Annotated in this window: 15 protein-coding genes; 7 read left to right on the plus strand and 8 right to left on the minus strand. The window is 69.4% G+C overall.

The window, feature by feature from the left end:
- Nucleotides 1–621 precede the first annotated feature (621 nt).
- Nucleotides 622–897, plus strand: coding sequence for a hypothetical protein (locus ACXRVZ_RS21655; protein ID WP_457425710.1), 276 nt, complete (start codon nucleotides 622–624; stop codon nucleotides 895–897).
- Between the two features lie 2 nt (nucleotides 898–899).
- Here ACXRVZ_RS21655 and ACXRVZ_RS21660 read toward each other — a convergent pair whose 3' ends face one another.
- Entirely contained in the window at nucleotides 900–2,603 is a 1,704-nt protein-coding gene (locus tag ACXRVZ_RS21660) for a diguanylate cyclase (protein WP_457425712.1), read from the minus strand.
- Between the two features lie 38 nt (nucleotides 2,604–2,641).
- Here ACXRVZ_RS21660 and ACXRVZ_RS21665 point away from each other — a divergent pair, with 38 nt between their 5' ends.
- Both ACXRVZ_RS21665 and ACXRVZ_RS21670 read left to right on the plus strand, forming a co-directional pair.
- The gene (locus ACXRVZ_RS21665; protein WP_457425714.1) at nucleotides 2,642–3,454 is read left to right on the plus strand and encodes a DUF429 domain-containing protein; all 813 of its coding nucleotides are present in this window, start codon (nucleotides 2,642–2,644) and stop codon (nucleotides 3,452–3,454) included.
- Between the two features lie 58 nt (nucleotides 3,455–3,512).
- On the plus strand, nucleotides 3,513–4,832 hold the full coding sequence (locus ACXRVZ_RS21670; RefSeq protein WP_457425716.1) for an ATP-binding protein: 1,320 nt from the start codon (nucleotides 3,513–3,515) through the stop codon (nucleotides 4,830–4,832).
- 54 nt (nucleotides 4,833–4,886) lie between these two features.
- Here ACXRVZ_RS21670 and rocF read toward each other — a convergent pair whose 3' ends face one another.
- From rocF to ACXRVZ_RS21685, 3 genes are all read right to left on the minus strand, one after another.
- The gene (gene rocF, locus ACXRVZ_RS21675; RefSeq protein ID WP_458232810.1) at nucleotides 4,887–5,807 is read right to left on the minus strand and encodes an arginase; all 921 of its coding nucleotides are present in this window, start codon (nucleotides 5,805–5,807) and stop codon (nucleotides 4,887–4,889) included.
- A 4-nt stretch (nucleotides 5,808–5,811) separates the two neighbouring features.
- Nucleotides 5,812–6,687 (minus strand): LOG family protein, encoded by an 876-nt coding sequence (locus tag ACXRVZ_RS21680; protein ID WP_457425720.1) that lies wholly within the window; start codon nucleotides 6,685–6,687, stop codon nucleotides 5,812–5,814.
- 66 nt (nucleotides 6,688–6,753) lie between these two features.
- Nucleotides 6,754–7,500 carry a HesA/MoeB/ThiF family protein gene (locus ACXRVZ_RS21685; protein ID WP_457425722.1) on the minus strand — a complete coding sequence of 249 codons (747 nt, stop codon included), beginning with the start codon at nucleotides 7,498–7,500 and terminating at the stop codon, nucleotides 6,754–6,756.
- Nucleotides 7,501–7,571: 71 nt separating this feature from the next.
- On the opposite strand from ACXRVZ_RS21685, the gene ACXRVZ_RS21690 reads away from it, so the two are divergent.
- Complete coding sequence (locus tag ACXRVZ_RS21690) at nucleotides 7,572–8,729, plus strand: MFS transporter (protein ID WP_458232811.1); 1,158 nt, start codon at nucleotides 7,572–7,574, stop codon at nucleotides 8,727–8,729.
- Here ACXRVZ_RS21690 and ACXRVZ_RS21695 read toward each other — a convergent pair.
- Complete coding sequence (locus ACXRVZ_RS21695) at nucleotides 8,726–9,325, minus strand: TetR/AcrR family transcriptional regulator (protein ID WP_457425726.1); 600 nt, start codon at nucleotides 9,323–9,325, stop codon at nucleotides 8,726–8,728. The genes ACXRVZ_RS21690 and ACXRVZ_RS21695 overlap by 4 nt on opposite strands.
- 45 nt (nucleotides 9,326–9,370) lie before the next feature.
- Here ACXRVZ_RS21695 and ACXRVZ_RS21700 point away from each other — a divergent pair, with 45 nt between their 5' ends.
- Nucleotides 9,371–9,838, plus strand: coding sequence for a VOC family protein (locus ACXRVZ_RS21700; RefSeq protein ID WP_457425728.1), 468 nt, complete (start codon nucleotides 9,371–9,373; stop codon nucleotides 9,836–9,838).
- A complete protein-coding gene (locus tag ACXRVZ_RS21705) occupies nucleotides 9,835–10,209 on the plus strand; it encodes a nuclear transport factor 2 family protein (RefSeq protein WP_457425730.1) in 375 nt (124 codons plus the stop codon). Before ACXRVZ_RS21700 ends, ACXRVZ_RS21705 begins: the two co-directional genes overlap by 4 nt.
- A 61-nt stretch (nucleotides 10,210–10,270) precedes the next feature.
- On the opposite strand, the gene ACXRVZ_RS21710 is transcribed toward ACXRVZ_RS21705, so the two are convergent.
- Together ACXRVZ_RS21710 and ACXRVZ_RS21715 are read right to left on the minus strand one after the other, a co-directional pair.
- On the minus strand, nucleotides 10,271–11,704 hold the full coding sequence (locus tag ACXRVZ_RS21710) for a S41 family peptidase (protein ID WP_457425732.1): 1,434 nt from the start codon (nucleotides 11,702–11,704) through the stop codon (nucleotides 10,271–10,273).
- Nucleotides 11,705–12,112: 408 nt separating this feature from the next.
- Entirely contained in the window at nucleotides 12,113–13,498 is a 1,386-nt protein-coding gene (locus ACXRVZ_RS21715) for a metallophosphoesterase (protein WP_457425734.1), read from the minus strand.
- Between the two features lie 93 nt (nucleotides 13,499–13,591).
- On the opposite strand from ACXRVZ_RS21715, the gene pelA reads away from it, so the two are divergent.
- Nucleotides 13,592–14,899, plus strand: a complete 1,308-nt coding sequence (pelA, locus tag ACXRVZ_RS21720) for a pectate lyase (RefSeq protein ID WP_457425736.1) — start codon at nucleotides 13,592–13,594, stop codon at nucleotides 14,897–14,899.
- Here the strand turns inward: pelA and ACXRVZ_RS21725 are convergent, their stop codons facing one another.
- The gene (locus tag ACXRVZ_RS21725; RefSeq protein WP_457425738.1) at nucleotides 14,900–16,339 is read right to left on the minus strand and encodes an aldehyde dehydrogenase family protein; all 1,440 of its coding nucleotides are present in this window, start codon (nucleotides 16,337–16,339) and stop codon (nucleotides 14,900–14,902) included.

Consider the following 16,339-nt stretch of genomic DNA (forward strand, 5'->3'; position numbering starts at 1 on the left):
GAAATGACCTTCTTGGTGGTTCTAAAACCAGGTACAAAGCTTCGTGTGCTCGCCGTACGAGAATGCTCTAATTGCATTTTAGACCGAATGCTTGAATACCAAGTTGAAGTAAGCCCAGAGCCGCCGCAGTTTGCGGGCAAGCCTGCCTACCTCCGGGCAGAGTCCAAGACCATGCCTCATGTTCGATGTCCCCGCAGCAATGCGGCCTAACCACTCGGTCAAGGGGATTTCTTGCGAAAAGCCCCTTGCCTCGAACGTTGAACGTCATGAGCAACCGTACGTTTGCCTGCCTGCAATGCCGGAAGTTGCAGCGCAAAGATCGGAATGTGCCGAACTTCCATTGCCCGCTTTGCCGGAAAGAGAGTATTCGAGTTCATTGGAAGCTCCACGTGCCTGCTCCTCGAAAGGTCAAGAAGTGGGACTCCTTCTAGAATAGATATTTGGCGGAGCTGCGGCAAATCGAAGAATTCAGGCGCAATCCCAATATCACTGAGATGCACCTTCCGTTGCTCAATCAAATCCTTCGCCGCACTGTGAAATGAACTGAGCTGAGCGAATGACGTCCAACCTTTCATTGCGGCCGACCAAGGTCGGCTGAATTCAAACGCTAGAGCACAGCACGTGAAGTCCTACGCAACCATCGCGCGCCGGGTCGTCCGCGTCCTCGGTCACCCTAACAGCGGCTGGTCGCCGGCCGACCTCGATGATGACAATGCACTTGAGATTGAGTTTCGGTTTGAGATCACTGACGACGGAAACAAGAACTTCTTGCTTGTCTACCAGTCCTTGGATGGACGTTATGCCGCGGACTCGTGGCATGAAACCGTGGAAGAAGCGCTTGCCTGTGCAGAAGAGGCATACGGCATCACCCAACCGGAATGGGTGATGCCGAACTAGGCTCAGTCCACATGCACCCGATTGCGCCCGCCGTGCTTGGCCGCATACAGCGCCTGGTCTGCCCGCTTGAGCAACTGGTCGGCCTGCAGCGGCGGCATGCCGCCGGCAATGCCGACGCTGATGCGCACCATCAGCCCCTGCGCGGTGGCGGCCCAGTCGTGCTCTGCCACGGCCAGGCGCAGGCGCTCGCAGATCTCCGCGGCCTGCTGCGGCGCRATGCCCACCAGCACGGCCAGGAACTCCTCGCCGCCGATGCGGGCGAGCAGGTCGGCGCTGCGCAGGCGGTGGCGCAGCAGCTGCGCGAGCTGCTGCAGCACTGCGTCGCCCACCGCATGGCCGTGGGTGTCGTTGATGCGCTTGAAGTGGTCCATGTCCAGCGAGGCGACGCTGATGACCTGGCCGGCCATGCGCGCGCCTTCCACCAGCAGCGGCAGCGCGAACTCGGCGTGCCGCCGGTTGTGCAGGCCGGTCAGCACGTCCTCGTGGGCGGCGCGGTCCAGCGCGTTGGCGTGTTCGCGCAGGCGCTGCTGCTCGGTTTCGAGATGAGTCGCGCGGGCGCGCTCGCGGCGGGCGTCGGCGGTGGCACTGTCGGCGCGGGCCTGGGCCTGCTCGACCTGGTCGCGGATGAGGATGACCTCGGTCTGCAGCACGAGGTTGTCGCGGCTGATCTGGCGGTCCAGGCCGACGAGTTCTTCCAGCCAGGCCAGCGCCTCGCGGTACTGGCCGCAGGCCTTGTGGGTCTCGTACAGCGAGCGCACCAGCAGCCGGCGCAGCTTGGGCGGCGGCGCGCTGGCGGCTTTCAGCAGTGCCTCCATGACGCGCGCGGCCTGCAGCGGCTCGCCCTTCAGGCGCATGAAGACGGCGCGTTGCGCGTCGGCCTCGATGGCCAGCGTGCGGTAGCCGTGGTCATGGGCGAGGTGGCCAAACTCGTTGAGCAGGGGCAGGGCTTCGTCCAGCAGGCCGCCGGCCAGCAGCGCGTTGACGAGGTTGGACACGGCCACGGCGACCTGGAAGGGGCTGCCCGAGTCGCGCGCCAGCTCCGTCGCTCGCTCGGCCGTGAGGCGGGCCTGGGCCAGCGCCTCGGCCAGTGCGGCGGTGTCGCCCCCGCTCTTGGCCTCCTCGACGCGGCGCAGCCAGAAGTAGGCGAGGTTGTTGAGGCAGGAGAAGCGCACCTCGGCTGAGCCGGCGCCGGTGGCGATCTCCAGCCCCTGCTCGACGGAGGTGCAGGCCTGGGCCTGGTTGTCCAGGGCCGAGTAGCCGATGCCGACGCGGCACAGCGCCCAGGCCTCGCGCACGGCATCACCCACACGCCGCGCCGCGCCCAGGGCCCGCATGCCGGACTGCAGCGCCTCGCGGCCCATCAGCAGCTGGCCGTAGACATAGGCCTGCGCTGTCAGCGCGTCGGCCAGCATCAGGTCGTCGCCCAGGCGCTCGGCCAGGGCCAGGGCCTCGGTGGCGCAGCGGGCGCTGGCCGTCAGCCGGCCGGTGCGCGGGTATTGGTGAGCCAGCAGGGCCAGGGCGTCGCCACGCCGGCGCAGGTCCGTGGGCGGGCAGGCCTGCAGCAGCAGTTCCAGCACGTCGTTAGAGGCCTGGTAGGCGCCGGCCGCCGCGAGCTGGCGCTGCGAGGCGAAGGCGGCGTCGAATGCCGCAGCGTCAAAGCCGGCATCGTCGGCGGGGAGGCTGGGGAGATCGAGCAGGTCTGACATGGGGGCCGGCCATTCTGCCCAGCCCCAGAATGCCGGCCATGCACGACAACAGCGTTTTCGGGGTCGACTTCACGAGTGCGCCCCGGGCAGCCAAGCCGATACGGGTCGCGGAGGGCCGCCGCCACGGCGCCGTCATGCGCCTGGAGCGGCTGACAGCGCTAGCCAGCCTGGACGCCTTCTCCACCTGGCTGGCCCGGCCCGGGCCCTGGGTGGCCGGCCTGGACCTGCCTTTCGGCCTGCCGCGCGAGCTGGTCGAGCACCTGGGCTGGCCGACCGACTACGCCGCGCTGATGGCGCACTACGCCGGCCTGAGCCGCGCCGACATCCGCGACCGCTTTGCCGCCTTCTGCGACGCGCGGCCGGCGGGCGCCAAGTTTGCCCACCGCGCCTGCGATGGGCCGGCCGGCGCCAGCCCCAGCATGAAATGGGTCAACCCGCCGGTGGCCTGGATGCTGCATGCCGGCGTGCCGCGCCTGATCGCGGCGGGCGTGCACCTGCCCGGCTTGCTGGCCGGCGACGAAAGCCGGGTCGCGCTGGAGGCCTATCCCGGCCTGCTGGCGCGCGAGCTGATCGCCCGGCGCTCGTACAAGAGCGACAGCAAGCCCATGCAGACGCCCGAGCGGCTGATCGCGCGCAAGGACATCGTCGAGGCGCTGGAGCAGGGGCGCTCCAGGCTGGGCCTGCGCCTCAAGCTCAGCCATGCACAGCGCGACGAGCTGGTGGCGGATGCCAGCGGCGACAGCCTGGATGCGGTGCTGGCGATGCTGCAGGCGGCCTGGGCAGCGCAGCGGCGGGGCTGGGGCTGGCCGGCCGGCGTGGACCCGCTGGAAGGGTGGATTGCCAGCGCCTGACGCGCCTTCACCCAGAATGGCGGCTCTTGCCCGCTTCGGGCAAACAGAGGATGCATCGATGCACACCCTGGAACACGCGGCATTGGGTGCCTATTTGAAGCGCCGGCGCGGCGCCATCTTGCAGGCGTGGCGCACGGCGGTAACGTCCGACCCCACGCTGACGAGTGGCGCAGCGCTGCCACGAGCCCAGCTTCACGACCACATTCCCGCGCTGTTGGTCGACTTCGAGCGCAGGCTCACCGGCGGCGCGCTCGCTGCGGGCGACGGCGACGTCGAACCCCACCAGGGCGACGCTGCGGCCCATGGCCTGCACCGCTGGCAGCAGGGCTTCGACCTGGGCGAGGTGACGCGGGAGCTCGGCCGGCTGAACGAATGCGTCGTGGTGGAACTGGAGGCCTATGCCGCCGGCCAGCCCGCGCCCGAGCCCGCAGCGATGGCGCAGGCGCGCCGGATCTGGGCCCAGCAGTGCGGCGACGCCATCAGCGCCAGCGTGTCGCAGTACTTCCAGCTGCAGCAGATGGAGGCCAGCAGCCACATCCGCGACCTGGAGCAGGCCCTGCAGTCCCTGCGCGAGCTCGAGCAGGAGCGCGCCCACCTGTGGCAGCAGGCGGCGCATGACCTGCGCGGYGGCCTCGGCGTCGTCGCCACCGTCACGGCGGGCCTCGCCTCGCCCAAGGCGTCCGAGCCGATGCGCGACCGCTTCCTGCGCCTGCTCGACCGCAATGTCGGCTCGCTCAGCCATCTGCTCAACGACGTGACCAGCCTGGCCCGTTTGCAGGGCGGCTTCGAGCACCGCAAGCTGGCGCCCATCGACGCGGCTGCGGTGCTGGTCACGCTGTGCGAAGACCTGCAGCCGCATGCGCAGGAGCGCGGCCTCTACCTGAAGTTCAATGGCACTGCGGCCCTGCCCGTGGAGGGGGACGCGGTCAAGACCCGGCGCATTGCCCAGAACCTCATCATCAACGCGATCAAGTACACGCGCCAAGGCGGCGTCACGGTCAGTTGCGGCAACTGCGCGTCGGGCGACCGGGAGCGCTGGTTCTTCGAGGTCAGCGACACCGGGCCCGGCTTCCACGCCGGGCCGGGCTCGCAGCTGGCAGGCGCGCTCGAAGAGGCGACCGACCAGGCCAAGCAGATCGCCGCCGACCACGCCAGCGGCGCGGTCACGCATGTCAATGTGGACCTGGCCGAGGCGCACCCTTCGCAGGACGACCCGCGGCCCGTCCAGCAGCAACCCGGCGAAGGCATCGGCCTGTCCATCGTCAAACGGCTGTGCGACCTGCTCGACGCGACCACCGAGCTGCAGTCCGAGATGGGTGTCGGCACCACGTTCCGCATCCTGCTGCCGCGGCGCTATGAGGGCAGTTCGGCGGGCTAGGGCGAGCTCATTTCCTCATCAAAGTGCTCTTGCCGTCTACGCAGCAGGGCAAACTCACTTCCTCATCAASGTGCTTTTGCCRAACAGGCTTTCGATSAGGTCCACCGCRAYCACCGCCGTGCGGTTSYKCTCRTCCAGCGCCGGGTTCAGCTCCATCAGGTCCATGGACGCCATGCGGCCGGTGTCGGCAATCATCTCCATGCAGAGGTGGGCCTCGCGGTAGGTCGGGCCGCCGCCGACCGTGGTGCCCACGCCGGGTGCCATGACGGGGTCGAGGAAGTCGACGTCGAAGCTGACGTGCAGGTGGGTGTTGTCGTCCAGCGTGGCCAGCGCCAGCTCCATGGTGTGGCGCATGCCCACTTCGTCGATGAAGCGCATGTCGAAGACTTCGAGGTCGTGCTTGTGCACGAAGGCGCGCTCGCCCTCGTCGACGCTGCGGATGCCGATCTGGCGGATCCACTTGGGGCTGATGGCGGGCACATGGCCGCCAATCTCAATCAGCTCCTTGGGGCCGAAGCCGCACAGGCAGGCCACGGGCATGCCGTGGATGTTGCCGCTGGGGGTCAGCTCGCTGGTGTTGAAGTCGGCGTGCGCGTCCAGCCACAGCACGCGCAGCTTCTTGCCGGTGTCGCGGCAGTGGTGGGCCACGGCGGCGATGGAGCCCAGGCCCAGGCAGTGGTCGCCGCCCAGCAGGATGGGCATGCGGCCGGTCTTGAGTTCGTTGTAGACGGCGTCATGCACGGCCTGGTTCCAGGCCACGACCTCGTCGAGGTGGCGGTAGCCTTCTGTCGGCGGCAGCCAGGGGTTGGCCGGGCCGACGAGGTTGCCGCGATCGATGACGTCGACACCGCGAGCGCGCAGCGCCTCGGCCAGGCCGGCCACGCGCATGGCCTCGGGGCCCATGCTGGCGCCGCGCGCGCCGGCGCCGATGTCGGTGGGCGCGCCGATGAGGGAGACGTTGCGCAGTTTGGTCATGGCGTCAGGGTGCGTTGATGCTTGAAAGTTCGGGTTCGGCTTCGAGCACGGCCCAGGCTTCCTCGGCCGTCTCGACGTAGTGGAAGAGCTGTTCGTCGCCCGCGTTGATCATGCCGGTCTCGATCAGCAGCTCGATGTTGAGCAGCTTGGTCCAGAACTCGCGGCCGAACAGCAGGATGGGGCGGCGGCGGCTCTTGCGGGTCTGGATCAGCGTCAGCGTCTCGAAGAGTTCGTCCAGCGTGCCGAAGCCGCCGGGGAAGCACACCAGGGCCACGGCGCGCATCAGGAAATGCATCTTGCGCAGGCCGAAGTAGTGGAAGCGAAAGCACAGCTCCGGCGTGATGTAGGGGTTGGGGTACTGCTCGTGCTGCAACACGATGTTCAGGCCGACGCTCTTGCCGCCCGCCTCATAGGCGCCGCGGTTGCCGGCTTCCATGATGCCGGGGCCGCCGCCGGTGGCGATGACGACCGGCCGGCCGCGCTCGGCGCAGGCGGCCGTCGCGATTTGGGCGAAGCGTCGCGCCTCCTCGTAGTAGTGGCTCATGGCCAGCTTGCTGCGCGCGATGCGCAGGGCGGTCTCGTCGCCGCTGGCCTCGGCCGCCGTCATCAGGTCCTGCGCCGCGTCGGCCGACAGGATGCGCGCGCTGCCGAAGATGACGATGGTGGACTTGACGCCTTGCTCGTTGAGCATCAGCTCGGGCTTCATCAGCTCCAGCTGCATGCGCACGGCGCGCATGTCCTGGCGCAGCAGGAAGCTCTCGTCCTTGAAGGCCAGTTCATAGGCGCTGCCCGGGCCGTCGTAGTCGGGATGGGGTTGCAGCGTGCGGACTTCTTCCTTGGCAGTCGGGAAGTTGCGCGTCGGGACTTCTGTGGGCTTCATAGGCGGGGAAATTGTGGGCAGGTCAACGCTGGATTTTGTGGCGCAAAGCGAGGTGGTCGCGGGATTTCATCCACTGCAAACCGAGCATTCGGGGTCGCGCTGCATGGCAATCTCGCTCCACTGCATGCGCCGGCCGTCCAGCATCAGCAGCCGCCCGGCGAGCGACTCGCCGATGCCGGCCAGCAGCTTGAGCGCCTCGGCCGCCTGCATGCTGCCGACGATGCCCACCAGCGGCGCGAACACGCCCATGGTCGAGCAGGCCACGTCCTCGAAGCCGGACTCGGGCGGGAACAGGCAGGCGTAGCAGGGCTGTGTGCGTGACCGACTGTCATAGACGCTGATCTGGCCGTCGAAGGCGATGGCCGCGCCCGAGACCAGCGGCTTGCCGTGTCGTACGCAGGCGGCGTTGACGAGGTGACGGGTGGCGAAGTTGTCGGTGCAGTCGATGACGACGTCGGCCTCGGGCACTTCGAGGTCCAGCAACTCGGCATCGGCCTTCTCGGGCAGGGCGCGCACGGTCACGCCGGGGTTCAGCGCCACCATGCGCTCGGCGGCGGACAAGACCTTGGGCCGGTGCAGGCTGGCCATGTCGTGGGCGATCTGGCGCTGCAGGTTGGTCAGCGACACGGTGTCGTGGTCGACGAGGGTGATGCGGCCAACGCCGGCCGAGGCGAGGTAAAGCGCCACCGGCGAGCCAAGGCCGCCCGCACCGATGACGAGGGCGCTGGCGTTGAGCAGGCGCTGCTGGCCCTCGATGCCGATCTCGTCGAGCATCAGGTGGCGGGCGTAGCGCAGCAGGTCGTCATCGGTCATGGCGTCAGGATACTCAACCTGTCCCCGGCAAGGTCTTGGGCCGCGCCACGACACTGGCGCCGATGAAGTCCATGCCCACCATCACCCCGCTCGGCCCCGCGCTGACGCTGCTGCTTGCCACCGCGACAGGCCTGGCCGTCGCGTCCATTTACTACGTGCAGCCACTGCTGGGCCTGCTGTCCGTGCAGTTCGGCGTCGGCAGCGCGGCAATAGGCCTGCTGCCCACGTTGACGCAACTGGGCTATGCCGCGGCCATCCTGCTGCTGTCGCCGTTGGGCGACCGCTACGACCGCCGCCGCATCATCGTCATCAAGGCCGCGGCGCTGGTGGCGGCGCTGGCCTGTGCGGCCCTGGCGCCGGGGTTTGCGGCGCTTTGCGTGGCCAGCGTCGTCATCGGCCTGATGGCGACGCTGGCCCAGGACATCGTGCCCGCAGTGGCCACGCTGGCGCCCGAGGCCGAGCGCGKCCGGCGCGTGGGCCAGGTCATGACCGGGCTGCTGCTGGGCATCCTGCTGTCGCGCGTGGCGGCCGGCTCGCTGGCGGCGGTGGCGGGCTGGCGGGCCGTCTACGCGGTCGCGGCCGTTGTCGTGGCCTTGCTGGTGCCGCTGCTGTGGCGCAGCCTGCCGCGCTTCGTGCCGGCGACGCAGGCGGGCTATGGCTCGCTGCTCGCGTCGATGGCCGCGCTGTGGATGAAGCATCCGCCGCTGCGGCGCGCGGCGCTGGCGCAGGGGTTGTTGTCGGTCGCGTTCAGCGCGTTCTGGTCGACGTTGGCGCTGGTGCTCGCCGGGCCGGAGTTTGGCCAGGGCAGCGCGGTGGCCGGTGCGTTTGGCCTGGCGGGTGCGGCCGGGGCCTTGATCGCGCCGCTGGCCGGCGGGCTGGCGGACCGGCGCGGGCCGCAGGCGGTCATCCGCGTGGGCGCGCTGCTGGTGTTCGTCGCCTTTGCCGTGCAGGCCGTGGCGCCGGCATCGCTGTGGCTGCTGGTGGGTGTGGCCGTCGTCTTCGACCTGGGCGTGCAGGCGGCGCTGGTGTCGCACCAGAGCGTGGTCTACGGGCTGGATGCGGGCGCGCGCAGCCGCTTGAATGCGGTGCTGGTGAGCGTGATGTTCGTCGGCATGGCGAGCGGTGCGGCGCTGGGGTCGATGTTGCTGGCGAGCTTCGGCTGGCGCGCGGTGCCTATGCTGGGCGCCGTGGCGGCGCTGGGCGCGTTGGCGCTTGCGCGGCGGGGCTAGGGCCTCACGCCGTTGAAGAGCGTCTCGACCAACTGCTCTGCCAGTTGCAGCGACAGCGGCCGGTGGCCCGCCAGCAGACGGAAGAACAGCGGCCCGTAGATCATGTCGAGCGCCACGTCGATGTCGATGTCGGCCCGGATCTCGCCGTCGGCCATGGCCCGCTCGATCAGCTGGCGGCCGGCCTCCCGGCTCTTCAGGATCACCTGATTGCGAAAGGCCTTGGCCAGTTCGCTGTCGGGGTCGGCGGAGGCCATGGTCAACGTGATCTGGCGCCCGCGCGCGGTGGCGAAGGTGCCGATCACATCCCTCAGATGCGCCCGCAGCGCGGCCCGCACGGAGTTCGCCCGCAGGACCGGCTCGTCCGAAGGCGGGTTCGCCATGAACGCTGCCATGGCCAGGTCCTGGGCATTGGTCCAGGTGCGGTAGATCGTCGGCTTGCTGACGCCCGACTCGGCCGCCACCCGCTCTATCGTCAGCCGGCCCAGGCCCTCCTCGATGAGGATGCGGTAAGCGGTCGCCAGCGCCAGGCGGCGCGCTTCCTCGCTGGGCGGGCGGCCGGGGCGGCGCGGGGTGGCTGGATCGGTGGCTTGACTCATTACGTGACGTATCGTAATCTAATTCAGCAGCAACGGAGATTCATCATGCCCGCAGTCGGTCAGTCACCCGCCAGCCTGTCGCCCTACCTCGCGGTACGTGGCGCCCAGGCGGCCATCGATTTCTACGTCCAGGCCTTGGGCGCCACGCTGGACTTCAAGCTGGTCGACCCGTCCGACGGCCGCATCGGCCATGCCGAGCTGCTGTTCGGCGCCACGCGGGTCTTCATCGCCGACGAGTATCCGGATTTCGGCGCCGTCGGGCCTGAGACGCTCGGCGGGTCGCCCGTCAAATTCCATCTTGACGTGGCCGATGCCGACGCCTTCGTCGCCAACGCCGTGCGGCATGGCGCCAGCGTGCTGCGCGCCGTCAAGCTGGAGTTCCACGGCCATCGCAGCGGCCTGATCGCCGACCCGTTCGGCTACAGCTGGTTCGTCGCCAGCAAGGTGGAGGACGTCAGCGCCGAGGAGATGCAGCGGCGCTGGGATGCGATGACCGCCGGGAGCCCATCGTGAGCGACGACGTGCTGAAGGCCTTCCAGGCCATCGAGGACCGCTTCAACGAAGCCATGGTCAGCAACGACGTGCAGCGCATCGCGCAATGCATCTCGGACGACTGGACCCTCGTCACGCCGGAGAAGGGCCCGATCAAGCGTGAAGCCATCCTCCATGCCATCGCCAGCGGCATGCTGGCGCACGACTCGATGACCAAACAGGTGGTGCGCGCCGAGGTCTATGGCGACGTGGCGGTCGTCACCGGGCGGGGCAGCAACACCGGCAGCTTCAGGGGCGCGCCCATCAGCGCCGATGAATGGATCACCGATGTCTATCGCCTGGCCCAGGGCCAGTGGCGCTGTGTGCTGACGCACCTGACGCCCGCCGGCTGAGTGGCCGGGGCAATGAAAACGGGCCCCGAAGGGCCCGTTGGCTGGGAGCCGGCGGCTACCGTTACTCGGTCTTGGCTTCCGCCTTGCGCTCCAGCGGCGCCTTGGAGGCAATCACCGGCTGACCCTTGAGCTTGTTGAGCGCCTGGACCAGCGGGAAGTCTTCGGCCGAACCGAACTCGGGCAGCGGCTTGGGCGGCTCGGCGCGCTTGGCGTACTCGGCTTCCAGCTTGGCGCGCGCTTCTTCGCGGGCCTTCTGGCGGGCTTCGTTGTCTTCCTCGGGGCCGTTGTTCAGGTGCTTCTCGAGGTCGGCCTCGCGGGTGCGCAGCGCGGCGAAGACGTTGCCTTCGGCGGTTTCGTCCAGCGCAACGTCGGGGACGATGCCCTTGGCCTGGATGGAGCGGCCGCTCGGCGTGTAGTAGCGCGCCGTGGTGATCTTGATCGCCGTTTCCGGACCGAGCTGACGCACGGTCTGCACCGAGCCCTTGCCGAAAGTCTGCGCGCCCATGACGACGGCGCGGTGGTGGTCCTGCAAGGCGCCGGCGACGATCTCGCTGGCACTGGCCGAGCCTTCGTTCACCAGCACCACCAGCGGCACGTTCTTCAACGCGGCGGGCAGGCGCTTGAGCGGGTCGTCACCGCCGCGGCGGCGGTAGTCTTCGGGGCTGGCCTTGTAGCTGGCCTTGGACTCGGCAATCTGGCCGTTGGTCGACACGACCTCGACGTCCTTGGGCAGGAAGGCGGCGGAGACGGCCACGGCGCCGTCGAGCAGGCCGCCCGGGTCGTTGCGCAGGTCCAGCACCAGGCCCTTCAGGTGGGGCTCCTGCTTGTAGATCTCTTCGAGCTTCTTGGCGAAGTCGTCGACCGTGCGGTCCTGGAACTGGCTGACGCGCAGCCAGGCATAGCCGGGCTCGATGACCTTGGCGCGCACGCTCTGGACCTTGATCTCCTCGCGAGTGATCGTCACGGGGAAGCTGCGGTTCTCGAGCTTGCGGTAGATGGTGAGACTGACCTTGGTGGACGGTTCGCCGCGCATCTTCTTGACGGCCTGGTCGATGGACAGGCCGCGCACAGCGGTGTCGTCGATGCGGCTGATCAGGTCGCCGCTCTTCAGGCCGGCGCGGAAGGCGGGCGAGCCTTCGATGGGGGAGACGATCTTGACCAGGCCGTCTTCCATGCCGATCTCGATGCCGACACCGATGAACTTGCCGGACGTGCCTTCACGGAATTCCTTGAAGGTCTTCTTGTCGAAGAACTGGGAGTGGGGGTCAAGTCCGGCCACCATGCCGCCGATGGCGTCGTTGATGAGTTTCTTCTCGTCGACCTGCTCGACGTACTCCGCCTTGACCAGGCCGAAGACGGCAGCGAGCTGCTGCATCTCGTCCAGCGGCAGCGGGGAGAGGCTGCTGCGCGCATTGGCTTGCAGCTGCATCGTGGTCAATGCACCTGCGACGGCACCGAGGGCAACCCAACCGGCGACTTTCAACTTGGAGCTCATCAGGCAGAGTCCTCTATCAACGTAGTCCTGCAAAAACAGCTTGACAGGTGCGGCCAGTGTAGCGGCGGGGTGTGTAGGCGAAGGTCGATTTACCCGCCAGAAACCCTTCAAATCGAGGGCCGGAGTGATGAATTACGCGGGCGTTACGTCTCGTGCCTGATCTCGTGACCGAGGCGGAAAACGCCGCCGAAAGTCATGGTGGGCGCCCTGCATATCAATCGCTCATTGCGCATTCGCGGCGCCGCAGCGCGTGCAACTTGCGGGCCGAGCACCGGGCCCGCCCCCAAGCCGGCCCGTTGGGCGATGTGCCTGCCGGTCGAGCCGGTGGGCATCGCCGTCCCCGCGGGGGACCGACAGGGCTGGCCCGCGTCCAGCGGCGCCAGGCCGGGCGAGGGGCTCACTTTCACCTCAGCAGCGCAGCTTCTGGCCGGCGAGCGAGCAGGTGGCCAGCGGCTGGCCCAGCGTGTTGAACGCCTGCAGCAGCCAGCCTTGCGGCGTGGCAGTCAGCAGCGTGAGGCCGAAGTCGGTGTGGCTCTGGAAGGTTTCGAGCCGGGCGCCGGGCAAAGGCTCGGCCGCCAGCGCGGCGGCAGAGGCGATGCGACCGGACGCCGCCGAGCCGCCGTTGCCGATGACGAGGCTGGCCGGCTGGTTGGTCGAGAAGCCCAGCACCTGGTGGATGTGCAGGTGGCCGTGGATCGAAGCCTGCACGCCGGGCGGCAACAGGCGAGCGCCGAACGAGTCCTGCAGCAGCGCCGTCAGGCCGGAGCGGGCCTGGCCCGGCTGGCCGCTGGCGCTGGGGCTGAAGGCCAGGCTGGGGTGGTGGCTCAGGAACAGGCTCTGGGCGCGGTTGCCGGCCAGCTCGGCGACGCGGTCCAGCTGTTCGCGCCAGCGCGCCCAGGCGGGTGAGCCCACGGGTGGCGTCCGGCTGCCGACCTCGGCGGAGTCGAAGACGATGAGCTGGCTGCGCGACGACAGCGGCACGGCGAAGGGCGCCGTGAAGTCGCCGTCGTTCACGCCCGGCCCGGCCGGCGCACAGGCACGCGCCATGCCGGTCTCAGCGTCCAGGTAGCGCAGCCAACCCTGGCCGGCGCGCGAGCAGGCCTCGTGGTTGCCGCGCACGAACACCCAGGGCGCCGCTGCCAGCAGCGCTTGGGCCGGCTGGAAGAAATCAGCCTGCCAGGTGTCGTCGCCATAGCCCCAGGGGCTGTCGGCGCAGGCGGCCATGCCCGCGGGGCAGGGGCTTTCGCGGTAGTGGTAGTCGCCGACGTGGATGACCAGATCGGGCTTGAGCGCCAGCGCGCGGGCCAGCACGCTCGGGAAGGGCCAACCGGCCGGGTCGTTGCAGGGCTGGAAGTCGCGGTCCGAGGCCTTCAGGCGGCAGCCGGTGTCGCCGATGACGACGATGCGGTGCAACTCGGCGGCGGGCGCGCGCAGTGTGATGGCGCCCACCTGCACGCTGGCGGCACCCGCCGGCCAGGGTGCCTCACAGGCGCGCAGCGTGAAGCTCGTCGGCTTGTTCTCGGGCTGGCTGTTGCCGGGCGGTGGGGGCTCGTCGCCCGGGGTGCTGCGCTCCTGCATGGCGCCGCCGCCGCCGGCCCAGCGCAGCGTCGGGCAGGCCTGGTCGGTCAGTGCGCGCACCGCCCAACCGGGGCCGGCGACGGCTTGCACCCAGGCCTGCTGCAGGCCGACCGGCGTGGCTGCGGGTGCGGGCGGCAGTGGCGGGGTGGCACAGCCGGCCAGCGTCAGCAGGGCGGCCAGCGTGATCAGCCGGGTGAAACGCGCGCAATGAATCATGTGTCGATCAACTGTGTGAGCGGCGGGAGATTAGCGCCGCGGCGGCGGCCTCAAGCCTGTAGATTGCCGCCACCCCCAACTTCGCTGCCCGTCATGCCCGTTGTCCACCGTGTTGCCGCGCTTGCCCTCGCCCTCTCGTCGTCGCTGTTTGTGCCGACCCTCCATGCGGCGCAGATCGGCACCATCCCGCCCGCCCAGCCGCTGACGGCCGAGCGCGTCGCGGCCCTGCCGGCGGCCGAGCGCGCGGCCTGGGTCGACTACCTGGCCCGTTCCGACGCCCGGCGCGCCGCCGACCGCGCCGCGCTGGCCGCCGAGCGCAAGGCACTGACGGCCTGGCCTGCAGCGCCTGCCACCGGCAACGGTGCGGCCACCATGCCGCTGGACAAGCCGGCCGACTGGTACGCCGGCGACGCGGCCCTGCTCGTGGCCCGCAACATCCTGAGCTACCAGACGCCAGCCGGCGGCTGGGGCAAGAACCAGCCGCGCAACGTGGCACCGCGCCAGCCCGGCCAGTCCTTCGTGGCCGACAACAGCCCGGCCAGGCCGGCGGTGGCCGGCGACTTCGACAAGGCCGAGGACGCGCAGTGGAGCTATGTCGGCACCATCGACAACGATGCGACGGTGACGGAGATCCGTTTCCTGGCGCTGGCGGCGGCGGCGCGGCCCGGTGAAGCCGGCGAGGCCTTCCGCCAGGGCGCCCAGCGTGGCGTGAGCTATCTGCTGGCCGCCCAGTTCCCCAACGGCGGCTGGCCGCAGGTGTGGCCGCTGCAGGGCGGCTATCACGACGGCATCACGCTCAACGACAACTCGCTCATTGACGTGGCCGAGCTGATGGGTGCCGTCGCGCGCGGCGAGGCCGGCCTGGGTGCGCTGCCGGCCTCGCTGCGCACGGCGGCCGCTGCGGCCGAGGCGCGGGCCGTGCAGTTGCTGCTGAGGATGCAGATCCGCATCGCCGGCAAGCCCACGCTGTGGGCCCAGCAGCATGACGCGCTGACGCTGGCGCCGGCCTCGGCGCGCAACTACGAGCCGCCCGCGCTGAGCAGCGGCGAGAGCGCCCGCGCGCTGGCCTACCTGATGAGCCTGCCGAATCCGTCCCCGGCCGTCGTCGAGGCCGTGAAGGGGGGCGTGGCGATGCTGAAGCAACTGGCCGTGCAAGACCGCGCCTGGGTGATGGTGGACGCGGTGCAGGGCAAGCGGCTGATCACGCAGCCCGGTGCCGGGCCGCTGTGGTCACGCTATTACGACGCGACCTCGCTCAAGCCCGTGTTCGGCGACCGTGACAAGACCCTGCACGACGACGTGCACGACATCAGCGCCGAGCGCCGCCGCGGCTATGCCTGGTGGGGCAACTGGCCGGTGAAGACGCTCGCCGCCTACGACGCCTGGGCGGCGGGCCGTTGATCAAGCCTGGGTGTAGGCAGTCTTGACCGTCGTATAGAACTCGGCCGCGTGGCGGCCTTGTTCGCGCGGGCCGTAGCTTGACCCCTTGCGGCCGCCGAAAGGCACGTGATAGTCCACGCCCGCCGTCGGCAGGTTGACCATGACCATGCCGGCCTGCGAGTGGCGCTTGAAGTGCGTGGCGTACTTCAGCGACGTCGTCGCGATGCCGGCGGCCAGGCCGAAGGGCGTGTCGTTGCTCAGCGCCAGCGCATGCTCGTAGTCGCGGGCGCGCAGCACGCTCACCACCGGGCCGAAGACCTCTTCGCGGTTGATGCGCATGTCGGGCGTCGTGTCGGTGATCAGCGCCGGCGTCAGGTAGAAGCCCGGCGCGCCGTCGGCGTTGCGCTCGACGCGGTCGCCACCTTGCGCCAGCTTGCCGCCCTCGCTCTTGGCGATGCCGATGTAGTCGGTGTCCTGGCCGAGCTGGCCGGCGTCCACCACCGGGCCGATGTCGGTGCCGGCCTTGCGGGCGTCGTCCACCTTCAGCGCCTTCATCTTCTCGACCATCGCAGCGATGAAGCGGTCATGGATGCCCTCGGTGACGATCAGCCGCGACGAGGCCGTGCAGCGCTGGCCGGTCGAGAAGAAGCCGCTGTTGACGGCCGCGTTCACGGCCACGCCAAGGTCGGCGTCGTCCAGCACGATCATCGGGTTCTTGCCGCCCATCTCCAACTGGAACTTGGCCAGGCGCGCCACGGCGGCGGCCGCGACCTTCTGGCCGGTGCCGACCGAGCCGGTGAAGCTGATGGCCGCCACGCGCGGGTCGTTCAGCAGCTTCTCGCCGACCACCGAGCCGCGGCCCATGACGAGGTTGAACACGCCGGCCGGCAGGCCCGAGCGCGACAGGATCTCGGCCAGCGCCCAGGCCGAGCCGGGCACCAGGTCGGCCGGCTTGAAGACGACGCAGTTGCCCCAGGCCAGKGCCGGCGCGATCTTCCACGCCGGGATGGCGATGGGGAAGTTCCACGGCGTGATGAGGCCGACGACGCCGATGGCTTCGCGCGTCACTTCCACGCCGACGCCGGGGCGCACGGAGGGCAGGCTTTCGCCACCGGGACGCAGCGCCTCGCCGGCAAAGAACTTGAAGATGTTGCCGGCGCGGGCGACTTCGCCAATCGCCTCGGGCAGCGTCTTGCCTTCCTCGCGGGCCAGCAGGTCGCCCAGCTCGGCGCGGCGGGCCAGGATCTCGGTGCCGACGGCGTCGAGGATGTCGAAGCGCTGCTGCGGGGTGGACAAGCTCCACGACGGGAAGGCGGCCGTGGCGGCGGCGATGGCCAGGTCGGCCTGTGCGGCATCGGCCTGCGCGTATTCGCCGATCAGGTCGCGCGTATCGGAAGGGTTGATGTTGCGCGAGACGGCGGCGCCGTCCAGCCATTCACCGCCAATGAGGTTCTTGAACAT

Source organism: Roseateles sp. P5_E8 (assembly GCF_054177665.1).